The sequence below is a fragment of the Streptomyces sp. NPDC022910 genome, assembly GCF_055561075.1.
This window is the reverse complement of sequence record NZ_JBVHHL010000038.1, coordinates 18,597-41,468: the sequence shown is the minus strand read 5'-3', so window position 1 is coordinate 41,468 and position 22,872 is coordinate 18,597. Positions and strand designations below refer to the sequence as shown.

General features: G+C 72.1%; 22 protein-coding genes and 1 pseudogene. 15 read left to right on the top strand and 8 right to left on the bottom strand.

All coding sequences use genetic code 11. From position 1 onward, the window contains the following. Positions 1 to 472 precede the first annotated feature (472 nt). The 7 genes from ACZ3TS_RS29180 (at position 473) to ACZ3TS_RS29150 (ending at position 7,775) form a co-directional block, all read left to right on the top strand. Positions 473 to 1,678 (top strand): prenyltransferase/squalene oxidase repeat-containing protein, encoded by a 1,206-nt coding sequence (locus ACZ3TS_RS29180; RefSeq protein WP_467623756.1) that lies wholly within the window; start codon positions 473 to 475, stop codon positions 1,676 to 1,678. Continuing rightward, entirely contained in the window at positions 1,675 to 2,295 is a 621-nt protein-coding gene (locus ACZ3TS_RS29175) for an SCO2322 family protein (protein ID WP_467623753.1), read from the top strand. Before ACZ3TS_RS29180 ends, ACZ3TS_RS29175 begins: the two co-directional genes overlap by 4 nt. Positions 2,296 to 2,297: 2 nt before the next feature. After that, a complete protein-coding gene (locus ACZ3TS_RS29170) occupies positions 2,298 to 3,386 on the top strand; it encodes a CbiQ family ECF transporter T component (protein WP_467623751.1) in 1,089 nt (362 codons plus the stop codon). Next, complete coding sequence (locus ACZ3TS_RS29165) at positions 3,383 to 5,065, top strand: ABC transporter ATP-binding protein (protein ID WP_467623748.1); 1,683 nt, start codon at positions 3,383 to 3,385, stop codon at positions 5,063 to 5,065. Before ACZ3TS_RS29170 ends, ACZ3TS_RS29165 begins: the two co-directional genes overlap by 4 nt. Next, positions 5,062 to 5,925 carry an ECF transporter S component gene (locus tag ACZ3TS_RS29160; protein ID WP_467623746.1) on the top strand — a complete coding sequence of 288 codons (864 nt, stop codon included), beginning with the start codon at positions 5,062 to 5,064 and terminating at the stop codon, positions 5,923 to 5,925. The genes ACZ3TS_RS29165 and ACZ3TS_RS29160 overlap by 4 nt, the downstream gene beginning before the upstream one ends. A gap of 560 nt (positions 5,926 to 6,485) precedes the next feature. Next, complete coding sequence (locus ACZ3TS_RS29155) at positions 6,486 to 6,902, top strand: aggregation-promoting factor C-terminal-like domain-containing protein (RefSeq protein WP_467623743.1); 417 nt, start codon at positions 6,486 to 6,488, stop codon at positions 6,900 to 6,902. A gap of 177 nt (positions 6,903 to 7,079) precedes the next feature. Continuing rightward, positions 7,080 to 7,775: a YoaK family protein gene (locus ACZ3TS_RS29150; protein ID WP_467623740.1), complete on the top strand. Its 696-nt coding sequence runs from the start codon at positions 7,080 to 7,082 to the stop codon at positions 7,773 to 7,775. A gap of 15 nt (positions 7,776 to 7,790) precedes the next feature. On the opposite strand, the gene ACZ3TS_RS29145 is transcribed toward ACZ3TS_RS29150, so the two are convergent. Continuing rightward, complete coding sequence (locus tag ACZ3TS_RS29145; protein ID WP_467623737.1) at positions 7,791 to 8,210, bottom strand: ATP-binding protein; 420 nt, start codon at positions 8,208 to 8,210, stop codon at positions 7,791 to 7,793. 91 nt (positions 8,211 to 8,301) lie between these two features. On the opposite strand from ACZ3TS_RS29145, the gene ACZ3TS_RS29140 reads away from it, so the two are divergent. After that, on the top strand, positions 8,302 to 9,150 hold the full coding sequence (locus tag ACZ3TS_RS29140; RefSeq protein ID WP_467623735.1) for a helix-turn-helix domain-containing protein: 849 nt from the start codon (positions 8,302 to 8,304) through the stop codon (positions 9,148 to 9,150). After that, positions 9,110 to 9,313: a DUF397 domain-containing protein gene (locus tag ACZ3TS_RS29135; RefSeq protein WP_467623732.1), complete on the top strand. Its 204-nt coding sequence runs from the start codon at positions 9,110 to 9,112 to the stop codon at positions 9,311 to 9,313. The genes ACZ3TS_RS29140 and ACZ3TS_RS29135 overlap by 41 nt, the downstream gene beginning before the upstream one ends. Here the strand turns inward: ACZ3TS_RS29135 and ACZ3TS_RS29130 are convergent. Beyond that, positions 9,297 to 10,466, bottom strand: a complete 1,170-nt coding sequence (locus tag ACZ3TS_RS29130; protein WP_467623729.1) for a steroid 3-ketoacyl-CoA thiolase — start codon at positions 10,464 to 10,466, stop codon at positions 9,297 to 9,299. The genes ACZ3TS_RS29135 and ACZ3TS_RS29130 overlap by 17 nt on opposite strands. Before the next feature lie 263 nt (positions 10,467 to 10,729). On the opposite strand from ACZ3TS_RS29130, the pseudogene ACZ3TS_RS29125 reads away from it, so the two are divergent. Beyond that, positions 10,730 to 11,964, top strand: a pseudogene (locus tag ACZ3TS_RS29125) (cytochrome P450). Between the two features lie 194 nt (positions 11,965 to 12,158). Beyond that, positions 12,159 to 13,820: a hypothetical protein gene (locus ACZ3TS_RS29120; RefSeq protein WP_467623727.1), complete on the top strand. Its 1,662-nt coding sequence runs from the start codon at positions 12,159 to 12,161 to the stop codon at positions 13,818 to 13,820. Here the strand turns inward: ACZ3TS_RS29120 and ACZ3TS_RS29115 are convergent. Then, entirely contained in the window at positions 13,777 to 15,825 is a 2,049-nt protein-coding gene (locus ACZ3TS_RS29115) for a bifunctional glycosyltransferase 87/phosphatase PAP2 family protein (RefSeq protein ID WP_467623725.1), read from the bottom strand. The genes ACZ3TS_RS29120 and ACZ3TS_RS29115 overlap by 44 nt on opposite strands. Before the next feature lie 398 nt (positions 15,826 to 16,223). On the opposite strand from ACZ3TS_RS29115, the gene ACZ3TS_RS29110 reads away from it, so the two are divergent. Both ACZ3TS_RS29110 and ACZ3TS_RS29105 read left to right on the top strand, forming a co-directional pair. Then, positions 16,224 to 16,760 (top strand): MFS transporter, encoded by a 537-nt coding sequence (locus ACZ3TS_RS29110; protein WP_467623723.1) that lies wholly within the window; start codon positions 16,224 to 16,226, stop codon positions 16,758 to 16,760. A gap of 161 nt (positions 16,761 to 16,921) precedes the next feature. Next, on the top strand, positions 16,922 to 17,596 hold the full coding sequence (locus tag ACZ3TS_RS29105; RefSeq protein WP_467623720.1) for an O-methyltransferase: 675 nt from the start codon (positions 16,922 to 16,924) through the stop codon (positions 17,594 to 17,596). A 15-nt stretch (positions 17,597 to 17,611) separates the two neighbouring features. On the opposite strand, the gene ACZ3TS_RS29100 is transcribed toward ACZ3TS_RS29105, so the two are convergent. Beyond that, positions 17,612 to 18,007 carry a hypothetical protein gene (locus tag ACZ3TS_RS29100; RefSeq protein ID WP_467623718.1) on the bottom strand — a complete coding sequence of 132 codons (396 nt, stop codon included), beginning with the start codon at positions 18,005 to 18,007 and terminating at the stop codon, positions 17,612 to 17,614. Between the two features lie 136 nt (positions 18,008 to 18,143). Here ACZ3TS_RS29100 and ACZ3TS_RS29095 point away from each other — a divergent pair, with 136 nt between their 5' ends. Beyond that, complete coding sequence (locus tag ACZ3TS_RS29095; protein ID WP_467623716.1) at positions 18,144 to 18,563, top strand: DnaJ family domain-containing protein; 420 nt, start codon at positions 18,144 to 18,146, stop codon at positions 18,561 to 18,563. A 68-nt stretch (positions 18,564 to 18,631) separates the two neighbouring features. Here the strand turns inward: ACZ3TS_RS29095 and ACZ3TS_RS29090 are convergent, their stop codons facing one another. The 3 genes from ACZ3TS_RS29090 to ACZ3TS_RS29080 form a co-directional block, all read right to left on the bottom strand. Further along, entirely contained in the window at positions 18,632 to 19,099 is a 468-nt protein-coding gene (locus tag ACZ3TS_RS29090; protein WP_467623714.1) for a hypothetical protein, read from the bottom strand. A gap of 5 nt (positions 19,100 to 19,104) precedes the next feature. After that, entirely contained in the window at positions 19,105 to 19,770 is a 666-nt protein-coding gene (locus ACZ3TS_RS29085) for a hypothetical protein (protein WP_467623712.1), read from the bottom strand. 97 nt (positions 19,771 to 19,867) lie between these two features. Then, positions 19,868 to 20,020 carry a hypothetical protein gene (locus ACZ3TS_RS29080; protein ID WP_467623709.1) on the bottom strand — a complete coding sequence of 51 codons (153 nt, stop codon included), beginning with the start codon at positions 20,018 to 20,020 and terminating at the stop codon, positions 19,868 to 19,870. Between ACZ3TS_RS29080 and ACZ3TS_RS29075 the strand changes: the two genes are divergently transcribed. Further along, the gene (locus tag ACZ3TS_RS29075; protein WP_467623707.1) at positions 20,019 to 20,510 is read left to right on the top strand and encodes a GNAT family N-acetyltransferase; all 492 of its coding nucleotides are present in this window, start codon (positions 20,019 to 20,021) and stop codon (positions 20,508 to 20,510) included. The genes ACZ3TS_RS29080 and ACZ3TS_RS29075 overlap by 2 nt on opposite strands. A gap of 169 nt (positions 20,511 to 20,679) precedes the next feature. Here ACZ3TS_RS29075 and ACZ3TS_RS29070 read toward each other — a convergent pair whose 3' ends face one another. Further along, a complete protein-coding gene (locus ACZ3TS_RS29070; protein WP_467623704.1) occupies positions 20,680 to 22,791 on the bottom strand; it encodes an MDR family MFS transporter in 2,112 nt (703 codons plus the stop codon). Positions 22,792 to 22,872: the final 81 nt, after the last annotated feature.

The following is a 22,872-nucleotide window of genomic DNA, read 5'->3' as shown; positions in this document are numbered from 1 at the left end:
GGCACCGGATAGCCGTGCCCCCGGACGTGGTCCATCACCACGGCCTCGGCGGCCGCGTCCCTGTAGGGGTTCCGCGGTAGCGCCGCAGCACCCATGTCTCGTCGAGCTCGTACACATCGGCCGTGCGCCCGGATCCGAGCAGCCTCCCCCTCTGCATGCCCGGACAGTACCCGGCCCGCGCCCGCGTGGGACCCGTGCTCACAGGGGGCCCTCAGCTCTGCCGCTACCGGCCGGTAGAGTGGGCGGGTCGTCCTCACACCCGTACGAGGGGAAGCCGGTGCGAATCCGGCGCTGACCCGCAACCGTGAGCCGCCTGAAAGGGCGGTGAGCCGGACTGCCTCGCACGGGACCGTGACCGGCTCACGCGCACCGGCGGCCCGCCGGTGTACGGCACCGTCGAGGTCTACGGAGCCGAGCCGCCCGGGGTGTCCCGTGCTGCCCGGCTCCCCGCAGGGAGAGGCATCCGCCGATCATGATCGTTCGCCGCAGCGCAGCGGTACTGACCGCCATAGCCGTGATCGGCGGCGCACCCGCCCCGGCCGCCCTCGCGGCCGGCCCGTCGCCGTCGCTCCCCTCCGGCCTGTACGGCACCACCGACCCCACGTACGACGGCGTCTGGCGCCAGTCGCTCGCGCTGCTCGCGCAGCACACGGTGGGCGTGCGGCCCGCCGCGAAGGCCGTGGACTGGCTCACCGGGCAGCAGTGCCCGAACGGCGCGTTCGCCCCGTACCGCGCGAACCCGACGGCCACGTGCGACGCGAAGACGCCCCTCGACACGAACAACACGGCGGCGGCCGTCCAGGCGCTGGCCGCGCTCGGCGGGCACGACGCCACGACCGGCAAGGCCGTCACCTGGCTGAAGTCCGTGCAGAACGCGGACGGCGGCTGGGGCTACGCACCGGGCGGCGCCAGCGACGCGAACTCGACGTCCGTCGTCATCGGCGCACTCGTCGCCGGGGGCGAGAAGCCGCAGGACGTCCGCCAGGGCGGCAAGTCCCCGTACGACGCTCTGCTGAAGCTCGCGCTCCCCTGCGACGGCGACGGGGCGGGCGCCTTCGCCTACCAGCCGGACAAGAAGGGCGCGTTGGCGGCCAACGCGGACGCGACGGCGGCGGCCGTGGTCGGTGCGCTGGGCAAGGGTCTGGCCGGGGACCCCCTGCCGCCCGTCGACGCCCCGCCGGTCTGCGAGAAGGCCACCGGCCCCGAACAGGCCGGGCACAACGGCGCCGCCTATCTCGCCAAGGCCCTCGCCAAGGGCCAGCACCTGACGTCGAAGCTGCCCGGTGCCGGGGACCAGCCCGACTACGGCAACACCGCGGACGCGGTCGTCGCGCTCGCCACGCAGGGCTGGACGAAGCCCGCGAAGAGGCCCTACGCCTGGCTCGAGAAGAACTCCACGCAGTGGGCGAAGCAGAGCGGCCCGGCCGCGTACGCCCAGCTCATCCTCGCCGCGCACGCGATGGGCGCCGATCCGCACCGCTTCGGCGGCGCCGACCTGGTCACCGAACTCAACGCGACGGGTCCGGCACCGCAGGCGGCCGAGCGGACGAACGAGCACGGCAAGAAGGCCGACTCCGGCTCCGGGCTCGGCGTCTGGTGGTTCGTCGGCGTCTGTCTCGTCGCCGGCATCGGCGTCGGTTTCCTGCTGTCCGGCCGCAACAGGAAGCAGCAGCCGTGATCCGCCGCGGTGCGGCCGTCCTGGTCCTGGCCCTCCTGGTCCTCTTCTCCGGCGCACCGGCACAGGCCGTCGGCTACCGCTACTGGTCCTTCTGGGAGCGCGACGGCGATCGCTGGACGTACGCCACACAGGGCCCCTCGGCCGCACGCCCGGCCGACGGGGCCGTCCAGGGCTTCCGGTTCGCGGTGAGCGAGGACTCCCAGGACGCGACGAAGCCGCGCGGGACGGCGGACTTCGCGACGATCTGCGCGAAGACGCCCGCGCGGGGCGGCGAGAAGCGCGTCGCGCTGGTCGTCGACTTCGGTACGGCGGCGGACGCCCCGTCCGGCGAGACCCCGCCGGCCCCGCGAACGGTCTGCGCCCGTGTCCCCGAGGCGGCGACGGCCGCGGACGCGCTGGCGGCGGTGGCCAAGCCCCTGCGCTACGACACGAACGCCCTGCTGTGCGCGATCGCGGGGTACCCGGAGAAGGGGTGCGGCGAACAGGTGCACAAGGCACGGACGACGGCACCGCGCACGCCCCACCGCGGCCCGTCGGTGGGTGTGCTCGCGGGCGGTGCCGCCGTGGCCGCCCTGGGCGCGGCGGCGATATGGCAGGCCCGCCGGCGCAGGGGCTGACGATGCCACCTCGTTCCCGCTCCGGCCGGTCCGCCGTGCACCCCGGCGCCTGGTGGCTGTGGTCGCTCGGGCTCGCCACCGCCGCCACCCGTACCACCAACCCCCTTGTGCTCGCCCTCCTCGTCGCCGTGTCCGCCTACGTCGTCGCCGCCCGCCGCACGTCCGCGCCCTGGTCCCGCTCCTACTCCGCCTTCGCCAAGCTGGCCCTGGCCGTCGTCGCCATCCGTCTTGTGTTCGCCGTGGTCCTCGGCTCGCCGGTCCCCGGCACCCACACCCTCCTCACCCTCCCCGAAGTCCCCCTCCCGCACTGGGCCCAGGGCATCCGCCTCGGCGGCCGGGTCACCGCCGAGGGTCTCGTCTTCGCCCTGTACGACGGTCTGAAGCTCGCCACGCTGCTCATCTGCGTGGGCGCCGCGAACGCCCTCGCGAACCCGGCCCGGCTCCTCAAGGCCCTCCCCGGCGCGCTCTACGAGGCGGGCGTCGCGGTCGTGGTCGCGCTCACCTTCGCCCCGCACCTCATCGCCGACGTCCGGCGTCTGCGCGCCGCGCGCCGGCTGCGCGGCCGGCCCGACCGGGGCCTGCGGGGTCTGCTGCAGGTCGGGCTCCCCGTCCTGGAAGGCGCGTTGGAACGCTCGGTCGCCCTCGCCGCCGCGATGGACGCGCGTGGCTACGGCCGCACCGCCGACGTCCCGTCCGCCGTCCGCCGTACCACCGCCGCCCTCACGCTGGGCGGTCTGCTCGGCGTCTGCGCGGGAACGTACGGACTGCTGACCACGGAGGCCGGCACCTACGGTCTGCCTCTGTTGCTGGCCGGAGTGGCCGCCGCCCTCGCGGGACTCCGGCTCGGCGGCCGCCGCTCGGCGCGCACGCGCTACCGCCCGGACGCGTGGGGCGTCCAGGCGTGGCTGGTCGCCGGTTCCGGGACCGCGGCGGCGGCTGCGCTGGCCGTCTGCGCCGCCTACGACCCGGCCGCCCTGCGCCCCGGCGTCGTACCCCTGACCGCCCCGGCGTTCCCCCTGCTCCCCGCGGCGGCGGTGCTGCTCGGCCTGCTGCCCGCGTTCGTCACCCCCGCCCCCGAGGAGCCCGTGTGATCCGCTTCGAGAACGTCTCCGTGACGTACGCCGGGGCCGCGGAACCCGCCGTTCAAGGAGTGGACTTCGAGGTTCCGGAGGGCGAACTGGTGCTGCTCGTCGGCCCGTCCGGGGTCGGCAAGTCGACGGTGCTGGGCGCGGTGAGCGGACTGGTCCCGCACTTCACCGGCGGCACCCTGCGCGGCCGCGTCACGGTGGCCGGGCGCGACACCCGCACGCACAAGCCGCGCGACCTCGCGGACGTGGTGGGCACGGTGGGGCAGGATCCCCTGTCCCACTTCGTGACGGACACGGTCGAAGAGGAACTCGCCTACGGCATGGAGTCGTTGGGGCTCGCCCCGGACGTCATGCGGCGGCGGGTCGAGGAGACCCTGGACCTGCTCGGACTCGCCGAGCTGCGGGACCGGCCGATCGCCGCCCTCTCCGGCGGGCAGCAGCAGCGCGTCGCGATCGGCTCGGTGCTCACCCCGCACCCGAAGGTCCTCGTCCTCGACGAGCCGACGTCCGCGCTGGACCCGGCGGCGGCCGAGGAGGTCCTGGCCGTCCTGCAACGGCTCGTCCACGACCTCGGCACCACGGTGCTGCTGGCCGAACACCGGCTGGAACGGGTCGTCCAGTACGCCGACCAGGTCGTCCTGCTCCCGGGCCCCGGTGCCGGCCCGGTCGCGGGCACCCCGGCGGAGGTGATGGCCCTCTCCCCGGTGTTCCCGCCGGTGGTGGAGCTGGGCCGGCTGGCCGGCTGGTCGCCCCTGCCCCTGACGGTGCGCGACGCCCGTCGCCGCGCGGGCGCCCTGCGCAAGCGGCTCGCGGGCTGCACGCCCGTGGACGGCCCAGGTCCCGGTGTGGACGCGAGCCCGCTCCCCGAAGCCCCCGCCCCGCGCCGCTTCCTGCGCCGGCGTACCGCCGCGGACACCCCGACACCCCACCCCGCGGCGGCTGTCACGTCCCTCGCCGTCCACCGCGGCCGGATCGAGGCCCTGCGCCGGGTCGACCTCACCGTCACGGCAGGCGAGACCGTGGCTCTGATGGGACGCAACGGCGCCGGGAAGTCCACGCTGCTGGCCGCGCTCGTCGGGCTCGTCGAGCCGGCCCGTGGTTCCGTGCGGACCGTCGGCGTGGTTCCCCGTCGCGCCGCCCCGCGCGACCTCGTACGACGCGTGGGCCTCGTACCGCAGGAGCCACGGGACCTGCTGTACGCGGACACGGTGACGGCCGAGTGCGCGGCTGCGGACCGGGACGCGGGTGCCGCCCCGGGCAGCTGCCGGGCCCTGGTGTCGGAACTGCTGCCGGGCGTCGCCGACGACACGCACCCGAGGGACCTGTCGGAGGGGCAGCGGCTGGCGCTCGCCCTCGCCGTCGTGCTCACCGCCCGGCCCCCGCTGCTGCTCCTGGACGAGCCGACGCGGGGTCTCGACTACGCGGCGAAGGCCCGTCTGGTCGCCCTGCTGCGCGGGCTCGCCGCCGAGGGGCACGCCATCGTGCTGGCCACCCACGACGTGGAACTGGCCGCCGAACTCGCCCACCGTGTGGTGATCCTCGCGGACGGCGAGGTCGTCGCCGACGGACCCACCGCCGAGGTCGTCGTCGCCTCCCCCTCGTTCGCACCCCAGGTCGCGAAGGTCCTCGCCCCGCAGCGGTGGCTCACGGTCGCCCAGGTCAGAAAGGCCCTGTCGTCATGACGAGCGGTCGGTCACGATCGGTCACGCCCTCTTTGCCGCGTCCGGCCACGCCCTCCCGGGTCCGTGCCGTCCGCCTCGGCCCCCGTGCCCTCGCCGCCCTCGCCCTGGTGAGCGCGGTCGGTGCCGTGGGTTTCGTCTGGCCCCTGTTCGCCGACGCCTCCTCGCCGCTCGGCGCGCACGCCCAGGACGCCCCCTGGCTGTTCGCCGGGCTGCTCGTGCTGCTCGTCGCCGTCGTGGCCGCGACGATCTCCGAGTCGGGGCTCGGCCCGAAGGCCGTGGCCATGCTCGGCGTGCTCGCCGCGACCGGCGCCGCGCTGCGGCCGGTCGGCGCGGGGACCGCCGGCATCGAGCCCATGTTCTTCCTGATGGTGCTGAGCGGGCGGGTGCTCGGGCCGGGGTTCGGGTTCGTGCTCGGCGCCGTGACGATGTTCGCCTCCGCGCTGCTGACCGGCGGGGTCGGGCCGTGGATGCCGTTCCAGATGCTGGCCATGGGCTGGTTCACGCTGGGCGCGGGACTGCTGCCGGGCCAGGACCGGCTGCGGGGTCGGAGCGAGGTGGTGATGCTCGCCGGATACGGGTTCCTGGCCGCATTCGCTTACGGAACGATCATGAACCTGGCCGGCTGGCCCTTCATGGACGCGCTCGCCTCGAACATCGCCTTCGACCCGCACGCCGGGCTCGCCGCCAACCTCGCCCGCTTCCTCGCGTTCTGCCTCGCCACCTCCCTGGGCTGGGACCTGGGCCGCGCCGTCGTCACGGTCGTCCTGACCTTCTTCCTGGGCCCGGCCGTGCTCAAGGCGCTGCGCCGGGCGACCCGCCGCGCGGCTTTCGAGAGCCCGGTCACCTTCGAACCCCGGTAGCGTGTGGCGCCGGTCACACTACGCCCTCCATCCGCGCGACGCCGGTCACACTCGCGCCCTCCGACCGTGCGACTCCCGTCACATCCCAACTCCCGCGTGTGCGGCGCCGGTCACATTCACGCGGCTTCGCCCGGGTTCCCGGCCATCCGCGGGCGGCGACCTGGGTCACATCCCAACTCCCCCGCATGCGGCGCGGGTCACAGCACTCCACTCCGCTCCGTGTCACCGCCATCGACCATCCGTCACGCAAACCGTGACGAGCCCCACGTGACCACGGTCACCTACGACCCACGGCCGTAGCCGCCAGCAATGGCATGCACGCGGCAATTTACCCGTCCGACCTGCGGATTGAGAGCCAGATCACAGAGGAGACCGTCTTCTCGGATGCGGCCACAACTAGTAAAAGGGGGCATTGCGGACACGTCCTCGGACTGCTTCTCTGGATGACGTCGCCGGGCGCCGACGAGCCCACACGGGCCGCGGCGCCGATGCACGCCCCCACCACGCCCCGCGTGGTTCCGGCATGCCACGACCCCCCAGTCCCCAACGAGAGGTTTCACGTGTCCGTTTCTTTCATCCGCCGCATCGCTTCCCCGAAGAAGGCTCTCGCCACCGCCGCCGTGGCCGCCGCCGCGACCGGCATGGTGCTCACCTCGGCGCCCGCTCAGGCCGCCACCCCGACTGAGGCCTCCTCCGCCCAGGCGATCGCGCGTCAGATGATTCCGGACGCCACGCAGTACGAAGCGTTCAACAAGATCGTCTCCCACGAGAGCGGCTGGAACGTCCACGCCACCAACGCCTCCTCCGGTGCCTACGGCCTGGTCCAGGCGCTGCCGGGCTCGAAGATGGCGGCCGCCGGTTCCGACTGGAAGACCAACCCGGCCACCCAGATCAAGTGGGGTCTCGACTACATGAACTCCCGCTACGGCAGCCCCGCCGCCGCGTGGAACTTCTGGTCGACCCACCACTGGTACTGATCGAGCCGAGCTCTCGCTGCTGCTAAGGCGGCGGTCCCGGAAACCGGGACCGCCGCCTTCGGCGTATCCGTCCGCCTCCCCGTGACGCCGAGGAGACCGACGCCGAGGTCCGGGGCGTGCCCAGGCCTCCGTGGTGCACTTGACCGCACCGTGCCCGTCCCGCTGACCGGAGGCCCCATGACGACGGAGACGACCGATGCCGAGGAGCACGGCCCCCAGGCGCGCGGACTGCGCCTGGTACCGGCGCTCCTGGTGATGACCGTGGTCAGCGGGGTCATCGACGCCGTGAGCTATCTGGGACTCGGGCACGTCTTCACGGCCAACATGACGGGCAACGTGGTGGTGCTCGGCTTCGCGGCCACCGGCGCGCCGGGCTTCTCCACGCCGTACTCGCTCGCCTCGTTGGGGGCGTTCCTGTTGGGGGCGGTGGCGGGCGGACGCGCCGGGCGACGGTACGGCCGTGATGCGCGGCGCGCCTGGGCCCGGACGACACTCGCGGTGGAGGCCGTCCTGGTGGGTGCGGCCTCGGCGGTCGCCTTCGCCGCACCCGGCACCACCGGCACGGTCTACACACTCATCGTGCTGACGGCCTTCGCGATGGGCATGCGCAACGCCACGGTCCGGAAGCTGGGCGTGACCGATCTGACGACGACGACCGTCCTCACCACGACTCTCACCGGGCTCGCCTCCGACTCACGGGCCGGAGGCGGCTCGGGCAGACGGTCCCCTCGCCGCGCGGCCTCCGTGATCGCCCTGCTCGCGGGTGCCGCCCTCGGCGGGTGGCTGGTGATCCACCACGGCCTGGCCATCCCGCTGCTCATCGCGGCACTGACGACAGGGGCGCTGGCGGTGACGGTGTCGGAGCGGGAGTGAACCGCGCGACGACGTTCAGGAGGCAAGGCACTCGAACCAGACGGTCTTGCCACCCGAGGATCCTGGTTCCACACCCCACTTGTCGACCATCGCGTCCAGCAGGGTGAGCCCTCGACCGCTCTCCGCATCCTGCGGCAAACCAAGGGATACCGAGGGGAGTTGGGAGGACCCGTCGGTCACCTCCACCCGGACTCCCGCCGTCTGCCGCAGCATCAGCAGCGTGCAGCGCCGGTCCGGGACATGGCGTACGACGTTGGCGATCAGCTCGGTCGTCCCCAGCTCCACGGCATCGGACAGATCCGCCATCTCCCACTCGCGCAGGAACGAGCGGACGACGCGCCGGATGTGCCGCGCCGAGTGCTCACCGGCGACGAGACACATGCGGTACTGGGCGGGACGAGGGCCCAGGAGGACGGAAGGAATGAAGTCGTTCACACCACGAGGCTGACCTCGCGCGACTACGCTCGGCTACAGATCGGATACAACTGGTCCTTCAGTGGGCCGGTGTGCGCGAGAGGGGCCGTGCGTGACCCACATCAACGTCCTCGACCCGGGCGCCTCACCGCTCGACTACTACGGGTTCGAGCTGCGTCGGCATCGTGAGTCCGCCGGGCTGACACAGAAGCAGCTCGGCGACATCATCAACTACACCGGTTCGCTGGTGGGACAGGTCGAGACGGCACGCAAGCTGCCCACGCCGGAGTTCAGTGAGCGGGTGGATGCGGCGCTGGGGACGGGTGGGTTACTGTCGCGGCTGGTCGGGTTGGTGATGCGTAGCCAACTTCCGTCGTGGTTCCAACAGGTGGCGGAGTTGGAGGCGCGGGCTACTGAAATCAGCACCTTTCACACGCACCTCGTGCACGGTCTGCTCCAGACCAAGGGGTACGCACGCGCGGTGCTCGGAGCGCTGGACCAGACCGACCTCGACGACCGCACCGCTGTACGCCTGGCGCGCCAGCACGTCTTCGACAAGGGCGAGCCGCCGGTGTTCTGGGCGGTGATCAGTGAGGCCGTACTACACCAGGAGACAGGTGGTCCGAAGGTCATGCGGGAGCAGTTGGCCCGCCTGTCGTCCTTCGAGGGCAATCCCCGAATCAACATTCAGGTGTTGCCGTTCTCGGCCGGAGCGCACGCCGGCTCGCAAGGCTCGTTCGACATCTTCCGCTTCACAAGCGATCCGGACATCGTCTACACCGAGGGCTACGGCAGCGGGCATCCGACCGCCAATCCGGACACCGTCAAGGACTGCTCGCTCCGTTACGATCATCTCCAGGCCGCCGCGCTCTCCCTCAGGGACTCGGCGGAGCTGATGCGGCGCGTGATGGAGGAACGCTATGGAGAGCAACGCGGTTCCGGCAGGGGTCCGCTGGCGTAAGTCGAGCTACAGCGGCGACCAGGGCGGCTCCTGCGTCGAGATCGCCGAACTCCCCCGCGCCGCCGTAGCCGTACGCGACTCCAAGAACCCCACAGGCCCGGTACTCGCCTTCGCGCCCTCCACCTTCAGCGCGTTCGTCGAGTGGACTACAACCGCTGAATGATCGTCCCGGTGGCCAGCCCGCCACCGGCGCACATGGTGATGAGCGCGAACTCCTTGTCGGTGCGTTCCAGTTCGTGCAGCGCCGTCGTGATGAGTCGCGCGCCGGTCGCGCCCACGGGGTGCCCCAGCGCGATGGCGCCCCCGTTCACGTTGGCCTTCTCCAGGTCCTGCTCGAAGACCTGCGCCCAGCTCAGCACCACCGACGCGAACGCCTCGTTGATCTCCACGAGGTCGATGTCCTTCAGCGACATCCCGGCCTTCCCCAGCACCGCCCGCGTCGCGTCGATCGGACCGTCCAGGTGGAAGTGCGGGTTCGAGCCCACCAGCGCCTGGGCCACGATCCGCGCCCGCGGCCGCAGTTTCAGCGCTCGTGCCATCCGCTTCGACGCCCACATGATCGCCGCCGCGCCGTCCGAGATCTGCGACGAGTTGCCGGCCGTGTGCACCGCCGTCGGCATGATCGGCTTGAGCGCCGCCAGCGCCTCCATCGACGTGTCGCGCAGCCCCTCGTCCCGGTCGACCAGCCGCCACATACCCTGACCGGATCGCTGCTCCTCCTCGGTGGTCGGCACTTGTACGGCGAACGTCTCGCGCTTGAACCGCTCCTCCGACCAGGCGATCGCGGCCCGCTGCTGTGAGATGAGCCCGAGCGAGTCGACGTTCTCGCGGGTCAGGCCCCGGTGGCGGGCGATGCGCTCCGCCGCCTCGAACTGGTTGGGCAGGTCCACGTTCCACTCGTCCGGGAAGGGCTTGCCCGGACCGTGCTTGGACCCCGAGCCGAGCGGCACCCGCGACATGGCCTCGACGCCGCAGCTGATACCGACGTCGATGACGCCCGCCGCGACCATGTTGGCCACCATGTGCGCGGCCTGCTGTGAGGAGCCGCACTGGCAGTCCACGGTCGTCGCCGCGGTCTCGTACGGCAGTCCGACGGTCAGCCAGGCGGTACGCGCCGGATTCATGGACTGTTCGCCGGCGTGCGTCACCGTGCCGCCGACGATCTGTTCGACGCAGTCGGCGTGGATGCCGGCGCGGCCGAGGATTTCTCGGTAGGTCTCGCCCAGGAGGTAGGCGGGGTGCAGATGGGCGAGCGCGCCGCCGCGCTTGCCGATGGGAGTGCGTACGGCTTCGACGATCACGGGTTCCGCGGCCATGGGGGGCTCGTCCTCTCCTCGGTCACCCGCGCGGCGCGGGCGTCCCGACCACCCGCCACGCAGAACTAGTACGCGTTCTAGTTCTGCGTGCAGTCTGTCTGCTGACATCTCGTCCAAGGCCGCAAGGGTCTTGCAGCCTCCGAAGTCGCGATCTGCACGAATCCCGCACTCAATTGGGGACGCCACACCCCTTGCGACTTGTAGAACCCGTTACTACCTTCACGGGCAATTGCTGATGGGCCATCAGAATGGTGGGGGTCGCCATGCCCTGTCCCGCGCTGCCCGACGGGTTCGACTTCACCGACCCCGATCTGCTGCACCACCGCGTGCCGCTCCCGGAGTTCGCCGAACTGCGCCGGGTGGAACCGGTGTGCTGGATAGCTCAGCCGGGCAACGTGGCCGGGTTCCAGGACGAGGGGTACTGGGCCGTGACCCGGCACGCGGACGTCAAGTACGTCTCCACACACCCGGAACTCTTCTCCTCCTCCCTCAACACCGCGATCATCCGGTTCAACGAGCACATCGAGCGCGACGCGATCGACGGCCAGCGGCTGATCATGCTGAACATGGACCCGCCCGAGCACACCCGGGTCCGGCAGATCGTGCAGCGCGGCTTCACCCCGCGCGCCATCCGCGCCCTGGAGGAGAGGCTGCGCAGCCGCGCGCACGCCATAGTCGAGAACGCCCTCGCCCACCCGGGGCCCTTCGACTTCGTCACCGAGGTCGCCTGCGAACTGCCCCTCCAGGCCATCGCCGAGCTGATCGGCATCCCGCAGGACGACCGGGCCAAGATCTTCGACTGGTCCAACAAGATGATCGCGTACGACGACCCGGAGTACGCCATCACCGAGGAGGTCGGCGCCGAGTCGGCCACCGAACTCATCGCCTAAGCCATGAACATGGCCGCCGACCGCAAGCAGTGCCCGGCCAAGGACATCGTCTCCACGCTGGTGGCCGCCGAGGACGAGGGCAACCTCGCCTCCGACGAGTTCGGGTTCTTCGTCCTGATGCTGTCCGTCGCCGGCAACGAGACGACCCGCAACGCCATCACGCACGGCATGCACGCCTTCCTCACCCACCCCGACCAGTGGGACCTCTACAAGCGGGAACGCCCGGCGACCGCCGCGGAGGAGATCGTCCGCTGGGCGACCCCGGTGGTCTCCTTCCAGCGCACGGCCACCCAGGACACCGAACTGGGCGGCAGGCAGATCAGGAAGGGCGACCGCGTCGGCTTGTTCTACTCCTCCGCCAACCACGACCCCGAGGTCTTCGACCACCCGGACGCCTTCGACGTCACCCGCGACCCCAACCCGCACCCGGCTTCGGCGGCGGGGGTCCGCACTACTGCCTCGGCAAGTCCCTGGCGGTGCTGGAGATCGACCTCATCTTCAACGCGATCGCCGACGCCATGCCGAACCTCAGGCCGGCCGGCGACCCGCGCCGCCTGCGCTCGGCCTGGATCAACGGCGTGAAGGAACTCCGGGTCATCGCGAGTTGACGGACCCGGGCCGTCGGCTTCCCGGCGCCGCCGGCCCGTCCCGAGGGAGGCAGGGGCATCCCCCCCTACGCCCCGCCCCTGCCTCCCCCGCCGCACACATCCCACCAACGGGTGAACGCTCCTCTTTCCTTTCACGTCTTCAAGGGGGCACAGTCGTCCCACCTGACGCAGATGTCGAACGGAAACGCGCACCCGTGGTCCCTGCCGAGCTCACCCTCGTCCGGCCGGAGGACCCGGCCGCTCTCCAAAACCGTCCCCTCCAGGCATTCCGGGACCGCCATCGGATCCCGCTCCTCGCCACGCTCCCCACCCTGCCGCTGTACGCGGTGTGGTGGCTGTTCCTGGCCACCGGCGGCGGTGATCTCGCGGCCCAGGAGGCGTGGGCCCGATTCGCCTCCCGATACGGCGAGTCGGCGTACAACCTCTTCTGGTACGGCGGGATGCACACCGCCAACTACAGCCTGATCTCCCCGTACCTGATGGCCGTGCTCGGCGTACGCACGGTCACCGTGGTCTCGGGTGTCACCGCCTCGTGGCTGGCCGCGGTGCTGATCGTGCGCGCCGGGGTCCGACGGCCGGCGGGCCCCGCCCTGCTCGCCTCGCTGGCACTGTGGTGCAACGTGGCGTCGGGCCGCACGACGTTCGCGCTGGGTGTCGCCTTCGGTCTCGCGGGCTGTGTGCTGCTGGTGGGGGTCCCCCCGCTCGAGCAGAGCCGAGAAGGGGGGAGGGAGCGGCGGCTGGCGCCGGCGGCGGCGTACGCGGCCCTCGCGACGGCGGCGAGCCCGGTGGCCGGGCTGTTCGTGGCCGTGGTGGGGGCCGGCTTCCTGCTCGTACGGGACTGGGGGCGGGCCCTCGTCCTGCTGGTGCCGCCGTTCGTGGTGGTGGCCACCACCACGCTGCTGTTCCCGTTCGCGGGCGAGCAGTTGATGCCGTCCGACCGTATCTGGCAGCCGGCGCTGCTCGGGCTCGCCGTGGCGGCGCTGGCCCCGCGCGGCTGGCGGGTCGCGCGGTGGAGCGGGGTCGTGTATGCGGTCGGGACCGTCCTCGCGTATCTGATCCCCTCGCCGATCGGGACGAACGTCGAGCGGCTCGCGGAGCTGTTCGCGCCGGCCGCGCTGCTCGCTGTGCTGCTCACCGCGCCGGGGCTGCGAGTGCTGCGGCGCAATCTGCTGATCGCCGCGCTCGTCTTCTCCGTCGTCTGGGTGGGCCGCAAGACCGCCGACGACCTGAGGGTGTCCACCGCCGTGCCGGCCTGGGCCGCCGACACCGGCGGCGTCGTACGGGCCCTTGAGGGGCTGGGCGCCGACCGCACCCGGGTCGAGGCAGTCCCGGCCCGCAACCACCGCGAGGCGACCGTGCTCGCCCCGCACATGAACCTGGCCCGCGGCTGGAACCGTCAGCTCGACATGGAGCGCGGCCGTCTCTTCTACGACGGCACGTTCTCGGCGGCCACCTACCGCAACTGGCTGGACCACTGGGCGGTGGGCTTCGTCGTCCTGCCACTGGGCAAACCGGACGGGTACGCCGAGGACGAGGCGCGCCTGGTGCGCGACCACCGGCCGGCCTGGCTGCAGCCGGTGTGGCAGGACGCGCACTGGCGGGTGTACCGGGTGCGCGGCGCCGTGCCGCTGGTCTCGGCGCCCGCCACCGTCCTGCGCACGACGAACGCCGAGCTGGACGTACGGATGCCGCGGCCCGGCTCGGTGACCGTCCGGATCGCCTACTCGCCCTGGCTGCACGCCGAGGGCGGCTGCCTCACCCGGGAAGGAGCGTTCGTACGGCTGACGGTCACCGCGCCGGGTGCGTACCGGATCAGCTCGGAGTACGGGCCGTCACCGGAACCGGCACGCTGCTGACCTCCGCCTCGGCCTGCACGGTCCGGGCACGCGGGCCCTGGAGCAGCCAGGTGAGCCCGAGGCCCGCGCCGACGACGGCCGCGCCGCCGACCGCGTCCAGGACCCAGTGGTTGCCGGTCGCCACGATCGCGGAGACCGTGAACAACGGGTGCAGCAGGCCGAGCACCTTCATCCACCACTTGGGCGCGAGGATCGCGATCGTGAGCCCGCACCACAGGGACCAGCCGAAGTGCAGCGAGGGCATCGCCGCGTACTGGTTCGTCAGCGCGGTCAGCGTGCCGTAGTCCGGCTTGGCGAAGTCCTGGACGCCGTGCACGGTGTCGATGATGCCGAGGTGCGGCATCAGGCGCGGCGGCGCCAGCGGGTAGAGCCAGAAGCCGACCAGCGCGACGAAGGTGGTGAAGCCGAGCGCCGAGCGCGCCCACCGGTAGTCGACCGGGCGGCGCCAGTAGAGCACGCCCAGGACGGCCAGCGGGACCACGAAGTGGAAGGACTCGTAGTAGGTGTCGAAGAAGCCCCGCAGCCAGCCGACCTGGACGACGGCGTGGTTGGCCCAGTGCTCGATGTCGATGTGCAGGAACCGTTCGACCGTGAGGATCTGGTCGCCGTGCTGCTCGGCGGTGGCCCGGCCCGCCGTGTTGCTGTCGCCGGTCGCCGCAAGCCTGACCTGGGCGTAGGCGGCGTAGGTGACCCGGATCAGCAGCATTTCGAGCAGCAGGTTGGGGCGGGTGAGGACCCGGCGCAGGAACGGCAGAAGCGGTACGCGCTTCCATCGGGTGGGTACGGGCCGCGCGTACCGGGTGGGTACGGGCGCCCGGTAGTAGGGGGACGTCCTCGACAGAAACGGTACGAAGGTGGCGGCGGCGAGGGCGGCCACCAGGACCAGGTTGTCGCGGAGCGGTTCGAGGGCCGCCATGTTCGGCAGCATCATCTGCGCGGGCAGCGTCATCACGAGCACGACGGCGACCGGCCACACGTACCGGTCCGACGCCCTCCTGCCGACCCGGCCGACCACCGCGAGCAGCACCCACAGCAGCTGGTGCTGCCAGCTGGTGGGTGAGACGACGACGGCGACACACCCGGTGACGGCGACGGCGAGCAGCAGCTGTCCGTCGCGCGCGTACCGGATCGCGCGGCGCAGCCCGACGGCCGCGACGGCGGTGGCCAGCACGAAGAACAGGCCGATCTCCAGCGGTCCCGACAGACCCAGTCGGAGCAGGGCGCCGTGCAGGGACTGGTTGGCGTGGTCGTCGGCCTTGCCGCCGAGGCCGACGCCCGCCAGGTGGTGCACCCAGTAGGTGTACGAGTCGTGCGGCATCGCAGCCCAGGCGAGCGCGGTGCACACGGCGAACGTCCCGGCGGCGGAGGCGGCGGCACGGCGGCGGCCGGTGAACCACAGCAGGGGCGCGAACAGCAGCACGGTCGGCTGGAGCGCGGCGCCCAGGCCGATCAGCAGACCGCCGGTCCGCTCCCCGCGCACGGCGAAGCAGCCGAGCAGCACCAGGAGGACCGGGATGATGCTGGTCTGGCCGAGGTAGAGGGTGTTGCGCACCGGCAACGACAGCATCAGCAGGCTTATCGCGACCGGCGCGGCCAGCAGCGAGCTGCGCCGGGTCACCGGCTGTGGCAGGGCGCGTGCGGCGATCAGACCGAGCGCGACGACGAGCAGCAGCGTGCCGAAGGTCCAGCTCCAGCCGAGCGCCTGTTGTGCCGCCCGGGTGAGCGGCTTGAGGACGAGTCCGCCGAAGGGCGTGCCGGTGAACCGGGTCGAGTCGTACAGCGACCCGTTCACGTGCAGGACCCCGTTGGGCCCCACCCAGGTCTCGAGGTCCGTCAGCCGGTCGCCCCGAGGTGTGCTCAGGACGACGGTCATCTGCCGCACCGCCAGGATGGCGGCCACCATCCAGAGGCCGACACGGGCCGCCTTCAGCCGTGCCCTTGCCTGCTCCGCAGCCCCCGCCCCGAAGGCACCGCTCATCTGCCCGCCGTGCTCCACGTTCGCCACGCCCCGTCGGCCCTCCCGCCCCGTTCGTCCCGTCCGTACCCCGTCCGAACCCTATGAGCTTTGCGTCACCCCCGCTGTGAGACGCAGGCAACCCCCGCTTCACCTGAGATCCGCCGGACTTTTGTCCGGACGACGATAGTGCGCGGACGATCCGGTTCCAGCCCTCGTGCGCGAGAAGGATCACAAACGGGCCAGCCTGCGGACGTTCGCGGCCCGTCCGTCGCACCTGCGTACGCCGCCTTTACGCGCTGTGCGGAGTTGGTCGATCACCGACCGCAATGACACCGAGCGCCCCTATGGTCGCTTTTCGGCCCGCCCCCGGGCAGGCCACCGGCCCGCCGCGGTCCTCCGCGGGACGGCGGGCCCGTCCTTGTCCCCGTCGAAAGGCAGGCGGAATCTTGCCGACCGTCGCTCCACCCTCAGCACCCGTCGCCCCCGGAACCCCGGCCCGTCCCCAGGCCACCGTCACCGACCCCGCACTGGTCAGGCGCGCCGTGAAGGCCGCCGCGCTCGGCAACGCGATGGAGTGGTTCGACTTCGGCGTCTACAGCTACATCGCGGTGACGCTGGGCAAGGTGTTCTTCCCGTCCGGCAACCCGACCGCGCAGCTGCTGTCCACCTTCGGCGCCTTCGCCGCGGCCTTCCTGGTCCGCCCGCTCGGCGGCATGGTCTTCGGGCCGCTCGGCGACCGCATCGGCCGGCAGAAGGTGCTCGCCCTGCTCTCGATCGGCTTCAACGTCTCCGTGTCACTGTTCGGCGGCACGACCCCGCTGGTGGTCACGGCGCTGATCGGCGCGACCGGGAACATGATGATGCCCGCCTACTACATGATGACGGCGGCCGTGATCGGCGGTGCCGCCGTATGGTTCATGGCAGAGTCGGCGGGGCGCCCACTGCCGGGTTCCGCGCCCTCGGTCGAGCGCGCGGAGCGTTGACGCGGGCGCGCCCGGCACCGCCGGGTCGTCGCGAGGCCGTCCCCCGATCGGCTGAAGCTCGCTCCACCGGCAAATATTCGCTGACACGGCAGCATGCCCCGTCTATATTCCTTAGGGAGACTAGTTAGCCCACCTAACTAGACATATGAAAGGCATGGTGCATGACCACAGCGCAAGAGCTCTGGGACGACGTCGACGCGTACTTCAGCACCCTTCTCTCCCCCGCCGACGAGGTGCTCACAGCGGCCCTGCGGGACAGCGAGGCCGCCGGTCTGCCGCCCATCCAGGTCGCGCCGAACCAGGGCAAGCTGCTCCAACTCCTCGCCCGGATCCAGGGCGCCCGCCGGATCCTGGAGATCGGCACGCTCGGCGGCTACAGCACGATCTGGCTGGGACGCGCGTTGCCCACGGACGGCCGGCTGATCACCCTTGAGTACAGCGCCACCCACGCGGAGGTCGCCCGCGGCAATCTCGCGCGGGCGGGCCTTGGCGAGATCACCGAGGTGCGCGTCGGCCCCGCGCTGGAGTCGCTGCCCAAGCTGGCCGAGGAGCGCCCGGAGCCGTTCGACCTGGTCTTCATCGACGCCGACAAGGTCAACAACGCGCACTACGTCGAGTGGGCTCTCAAGCTGACCCGCCCCGGCAGCCTGATCGTCCTCGACAACGTGGTGCGCGGCGGCCAGGTCACCGACGCGGGCAGCGAGGACCCGAGCGTGCGGGGCACCCGGGCCGCGCTGGAACTGATCGCCTCCCACCCGAAGTTGAGCGGGACCGCGCTGCAGACCGTGGGCAGCAAGGGGTACGACGGGTTCGCTCTGGCGCGAGTGGTGGGCTGACGGCGGCGGCGCCCCTCAGACCTCGTGGTAGAAGCCCACGTTGACGCTGCGCGGGGCGGTGCGGTCCTGGATGACCAGCTCTCCCGAGCCCCCGTGCGGGAGCCTGGCCGTGCCACCGTAGGGCAGGGGCTGTGCCTGGTGTCCGGGCAGGGTGAGGAGCACCTCGGAGGAGGGCTCGGCGTGCGAGCCACGCAGCCATGTGACCTGCCAGCTGCCGTCCGGGCCGCACATGAATTCCACGTGGACACGCGAGACGAACAGCCAGTCGTCGGGCGTCGCCAGCCGGCACACGGACTGGTCCCGGCCCACCCGCAGCACGGCGCCCGGATCGCTGGGCGCGTCGGCCATCAGCATGCCGGCCGTCGCCCCGGCGTCCGCCCCGGAGACCGAGGCCATGGTGAGTTCGAGCACGTGCGCTCCTCCTGAGTGCGGCGGTTCAAGCGTTCCGGCGGTTCAAGTGTTCTACGGCCGAGCCCGGTTGGCGTACCGAGGCGGAATGATAATTCGCCCGATCGCCCCGTCGGGTGACGTCCGGCACAATGAACCCATGACCGAGCGCAAGCCACCCGGCGTCAGCTTCGAGTCCTTCGTCGACAAACAGATCCGCGAGGCCCAGGCGCGGGGAGAGTTCTCGAACCTGCCCGGCGCGGGCGAACCGGCGCCGGCCGTCACCGAGACGGCGTACGACGAACTGTGGTGGATCAAGCGCAAGATGGCCCGCGAGGGGATCGCGGTCCTGCCGCCGACGCTGGCCCTGCGCAAGGAGGCGGAGGACACGTTGGCGGCGGCCGCGGTGGCGCCGTCCGAGCGGGTGGTACGGCGCCTCGTCGAGGACCTCAACGTCAAGATCCGCGACATGATGTTCAAGCCGCCGCCGGGACCGCCGCTGGGCCTCAAGCCGTACGACGTCGAGGAGATCGTCCGGGAGTGGCGCGAGCGCCGGACCGGGCGCCCGGGGGCGGACTGAGCGTGGCACCAGGCGGGGCCGCGTCCCGGGACATGGTCCGGGACGCGGCCCCGCGCCACGCCTGCGCCTCACATGTTCAGCAGCCGCTCGGCCGTCGCCCGGTAGTCACGCAGGGCGAGCCTCAGCTGTTCCGTGTCGGCGGTAGCGTGTGGGCCGTCGCCTGTGTCCTGCCAGGAGGCCTTGAGAGTCCGCCGACGCGAGGCCACGGCCTCCACAAGACGTGCGGCGACTTCCTCGACCAGCCGATCGGCCTCTTCGACGGCCTCCTGAGGGCTGTCGACGAACCCGCCGACGGCGTGCTGCAGCCGCAGCCCGAACGTGTCGCACTCGTCCCGCGGCAGCAGCCGCGCCTCGTGCGGGGCACGGTCCGGGGCCCGCGGCCCCGCGGCCTCCGGACGCTCGCCCCGGTCGGCCCGCTCCCCGTGGCCCGCCTCGTCGGGCCACAGCTCCGCCTTCTCCTGGCGACCGACCTCGTCCGGCCGTACCTCGGCCGCCTCCCGTCGGTCGGCACCCCCGTTCGGTGTCCTGTCGGTCATCGCCCTCAACTTCCCTTCGCGTGCTGCCGGTGGAACGACCACGCGTGGCGGGACTTGCCCGCGCTGCGGGCCGCCGGAGCCCGCGGGGGCGTCTTCGCCGGGCGGCCGGCAGGTGCCGTGAGGTCCTCGAAGAGGGCACGCGCCTCCAGCATGGCCTCGCGCAGTTCCTCCGTCCCGGTGCGGCTCTCGGCGGCGCCGGTGGCCGGGGCGAGGGCCGCCCGGTGGAGCCGGCGGTAGCCGTGGACGTGGCGGGGGTGGTGCACGGACAGCGCGTCGAGCTGGTCCTCGTAGCGACCGCCGTCGGGAAAGCCCCGCGCGCCCGCCAGCTCGGCGAGCAGACGGTCGGCCTCGGCCACCGCGTCCCTCGGGGAGTCGACGAAGCGCTCCTGGGCCGCCGTCCAGCGCGCCGTGTAGCGTTCGCGCTCGGACGGCTCCAGGGGCTGCTCGCGCAGCGAGCCGTACAGCTTCAGGCGCTCTGTGAGTTCACGCTCGGCGGCCTCGGTGTCGCCGTCGTGCCGGGCCACGGTCCGCTCGTACTCGGGGCCGAAGCGGTTCTTCAATCCCTCCCCGGCGCGCGCACGGCGGGCACGAGGGGACAGGGCGGCCGCGCCCGCGAGGACGGCCGCCACGATCACGATCACGATCAGAACGATGATCACGCCTGTGGACATGGATGCCTTCCGGTCTCTCGGCCCGGCGGGCCGTCTCCCGCCCGGGTTGCCCGGACGGCCGCCCGCAAACGACCCGCGGACAACCGGAAGGCGGCCCTCAGCCGACGTCCTCGCCTCCGGCGGCCGGCGGCACTTCGACGAGCTCGGCGACGAGCACGTCGAGTGGCGCTAGGCGCAGGTGCTGGACTTTCCGGAGGTACCCATATTCGGGTGCGTGCGCTGCCCGGCCCCTCCGGAGAATGACGGACATGACCTGGACCATAACCCCGGAAGCCCATGACTCGCCGGTCGCCGCCGCGCTGTGGCGCGCGTACTACACCGAGGTCAGCGACCGGTGGTACCAGCTTCACGAGGGGCATCCGACCGACCCCGACGAGCTGGAGCGGGAGATCGCCGCCGACCGCGGCGACTATCTGGCCCCGCCGGGCGGGTTGCTGCTGGTCGCCCGGCATCAGGGCGAGCCCGTGGGGACCGCGGGTGTGCGGCTGCTGGACGCGGCCACCGCCGAGCTCAAGCGGGTCTTCGTCCGCAAGGAGCTGCGCGGCCGGGGCGGCGCTCCGCTGCTCGTGTCCGCCGCCGAGGGGGCGGCCCGTACGCTCGGCGCGCGGCGGATCGTCCTGGACACCCGCCACGACCTGGTGGAGGCCCGCGCCCTGTACGCCCGCCTCGGGTACGTGGAGACCGATCCGCACAACGACCAGGAATACGCGGAGCACTGGTTCGCCAAGCAGCTGTCGTAGGTCCTGTCGTCGAACTCCCTCCGCCCGCCCGGAGGGCGGGCCCCGCGGCGGCGTGGGGCGCACCTCCCGCTCGAGCGAAGCCGAGAGTGCGGCAGCGTGCTCTCGGCGTGCCGGGCTCGGCGCACCGGGCCCAGGCGTCGCGGGGCAGGCGGGTGTTTGACCCCAAGGCCTAGGTACGTCCGGTCGGGCGCGTGCCCGACCGCTCCTGGGTCTGCGGACGTTCCGCGTCCGAGCCGCACAACTCCGCGTTCAGCTCCTGGACCAGCCTGGCCAGGTCGGTCGGGCGGTCCGGGCCCCACCAGTCGCCGAGCAGCTCGGCCAAGGAGTCCTCGCGGGCCGTGGACAGACGTTCGGCTACCTCGCGGCCCTCCTCGGTGAGGACGAGGTCCAGCCCCTCGCGCCGGGCCAGGCGCCGCTCCTCCAGCTGACGTGCGGCGGCGAGGATGACGTTCAGCGGGACCGTGCTGCGTTCGGCGAGCACCCCCGGCTCGGCCCAGCCGTACTTCTTGATCCGCAGCAGCAGCCAGCTCGCCCCGGGCAGCAGGTCGTACCCGGCCCGCCTGGTGATCTTGTCGTAGACCTGCCTCCGCCCGTCGCGGGAGCCGAGCAGTGACAGCGCCCGGCACACCTCGTCGTACGACGAACGCTCCACGGGGTTGCTCGCCAGCGTCTCCGTGCCGTCCGGCGCCGTCACCGAACCGCGCAGCTTGTCCTCGCGCAGGAACCACGCGAGGACGAAGCCGAGGAGGGCTACGGGGGCGGCGTACAGGAAGACGTCCGTGATCGAGGCGGCGAACGCGTGCAGGACGGCGGGCCGTACGGCGGCCGGGAGGGCGGCGACACCGCGCGGGTCGGCCTTCAGCGCGTCCGGGCTGACGCCCGGCGGGAGCGGACGCCCGGCGAGCGCCGCGGTGAGGTTGTGGCCGAGACGGCCCGCGAAGATCGCGCCGAACACGGACACCCCGAACGAGGCGCCGACGGAACGGAAGAAGGTGGCGCCGGAGGTGGCGACGCCGAGGTCCTCGTAGCCGACGGCGTTCTGCACGATCAGCACCAGGACCTGCATGACCAGGCCGAGGCCCAGACCGAAGACGAAGAAGTAGCCGCTCATCTCCGCGGTACTGCTGCGCTCGTCGAGCTGGTGAAGCAGGAGCAGACCGATCGTGGTGACGGCGGTGCCCGCGATCGGGAAGACCTTCCAGCGGCCGGTGCGGCTGACGATCTGGCCGGAGCCGGTGGACGACAACAGCATGCCGACCACCATCGGCAGCATGTGCACGCCGGACATGGTCGGTGTGATGCCGTGGACGATCTGCAGGAACGTCGGCAGGTACGTCATCGCGCCGAACATCGCGAAGCCCACGATGAAGCTGATGACCGCGGAGAGTGAGAAGGTGCGGACGCGGAAGAGCTTCAGCGGCAGGACGGGTTCGGCCGCCCGGCGTTCGACGAGTACGAAGGCCACGAGCAGGACGGCCCCGAGGACCGCCAGGCCGACGACCTGCGGCGAGCTCCAGCCCCAGGTCGTCCCGCCGAGCGAGGCGACCAGGACGAGGCAGGTGGCGACGGACGCGATGAGGAGGGTGCCGAGGTAGTCGATGGCGTGCCGTTCGGACTTCTTCGGGATACGCAGGACCGTCGCGATCACGGCGAGGGCGACGACGCCGACGGGCAGGTTGACGTAGAACACCCAGCGCCAGCTCAGATGCTGGGTGAACAGCCCGCCGAGGAGCGGCCCGAGCACACTGGTCGCGCCGAAAACGGCACCGAAGAGCCCCTGGTAACGGCCGCGCTCCCGGGGCGGGACGATGTCGCCGACGATCGCCATCGACAGCACGATGAGTCCGCCGCCGCCGAGCCCCTGGACCGCGCGGAAGGCGATCAGTTCGGGCATGTTCTGGGCCATGCCGCACAGGGCCGATCCGACGAGGAAGATCACGATCGCGGCCTGGAACAGCTTCTTGCGCCCGTACTGGTCGCCGAGCTTGCCCCACAGCGGGGTCGCCGCGGTCGACGCGAGCAGATAGGCCGTGACCACCCAGGACAGATGCTCCAGACCGCCGAGATCGCTGACGATGGTCGGCAGCGCCGTCGAGACGATCGTCTGGTCGAGCGCGGCGAGCAGCATGCCCAGCAGCAGTGCGCCGATGGAGACGAGAACGCCCCCGTGGACGCTCGAGTCGACGGACGCGTGCCGCGCGGAAAGCAGTCCGGCGCCGCCTCTCTCCGTCTCTGCCGCCTCTTCTGCCTCTCCCGCCCTGCCCTGCGTGCCGTCGGTCATGAAGGCCTCCCGGGGACAGTCGTACGACCTCCGTGGACCCTGGCCCGGGCGGCGCCGTCCGCGCGGTCCCGGGGTTCCCGT

Coding starts and splice junctions, on each gene's coding strand:
- ACZ3TS_RS29180 (WP_467623756.1), top strand. CDS start 473: ATGATCGTTCGCCGCAGCGCAGCGGTACTGACCGCCATAGCCGTGATC.
- ACZ3TS_RS29130 (WP_467623729.1), bottom strand. CDS start 10,466: ATGGCCGCGGAACCCGTGATCGTCGAAGCCGTACGCACTCCCATCGGC.
- ACZ3TS_RS29105 (WP_467623720.1), top strand. CDS start 16,922: ATGACCACAGCGCAAGAGCTCTGGGACGACGTCGACGCGTACTTCAGC.
- ACZ3TS_RS29090 (WP_467623714.1), bottom strand. CDS start 19,099: ATGACCGACAGGACACCGAACGGGGGTGCCGACCGACGGGAGGCGGCC.
- ACZ3TS_RS29135 (WP_467623732.1), top strand. CDS start 9,110: ATGGAGAGCAACGCGGTTCCGGCAGGGGTCCGCTGGCGTAAGTCGAGC.
- ACZ3TS_RS29070 (WP_467623704.1), bottom strand. CDS start 22,791: ATGACCGACGGCACGCAGGGCAGGGCGGGAGAGGCAGAAGAGGCGGCA.
- ACZ3TS_RS29075 (WP_467623707.1), top strand. CDS start 20,019: ATGACCTGGACCATAACCCCGGAAGCCCATGACTCGCCGGTCGCCGCC.
- ACZ3TS_RS29160 (WP_467623746.1), top strand. CDS start 5,062: ATGACGAGCGGTCGGTCACGATCGGTCACGCCCTCTTTGCCGCGTCCG.
- ACZ3TS_RS29080 (WP_467623709.1), bottom strand. CDS start 20,020: ATGTCCGTCATTCTCCGGAGGGGCCGGGCAGCGCACGCACCCGAATAT.
- ACZ3TS_RS29150 (WP_467623740.1), top strand. CDS start 7,080: ATGACGACGGAGACGACCGATGCCGAGGAGCACGGCCCCCAGGCGCGC.
- ACZ3TS_RS29170 (WP_467623751.1), top strand. CDS start 2,298: ATGCCACCTCGTTCCCGCTCCGGCCGGTCCGCCGTGCACCCCGGCGCC.
- ACZ3TS_RS29085 (WP_467623712.1), bottom strand. CDS start 19,770: ATGTCCACAGGCGTGATCATCGTTCTGATCGTGATCGTGATCGTGGCG.
- ACZ3TS_RS29095 (WP_467623716.1), top strand. CDS start 18,144: ATGACCGAGCGCAAGCCACCCGGCGTCAGCTTCGAGTCCTTCGTCGAC.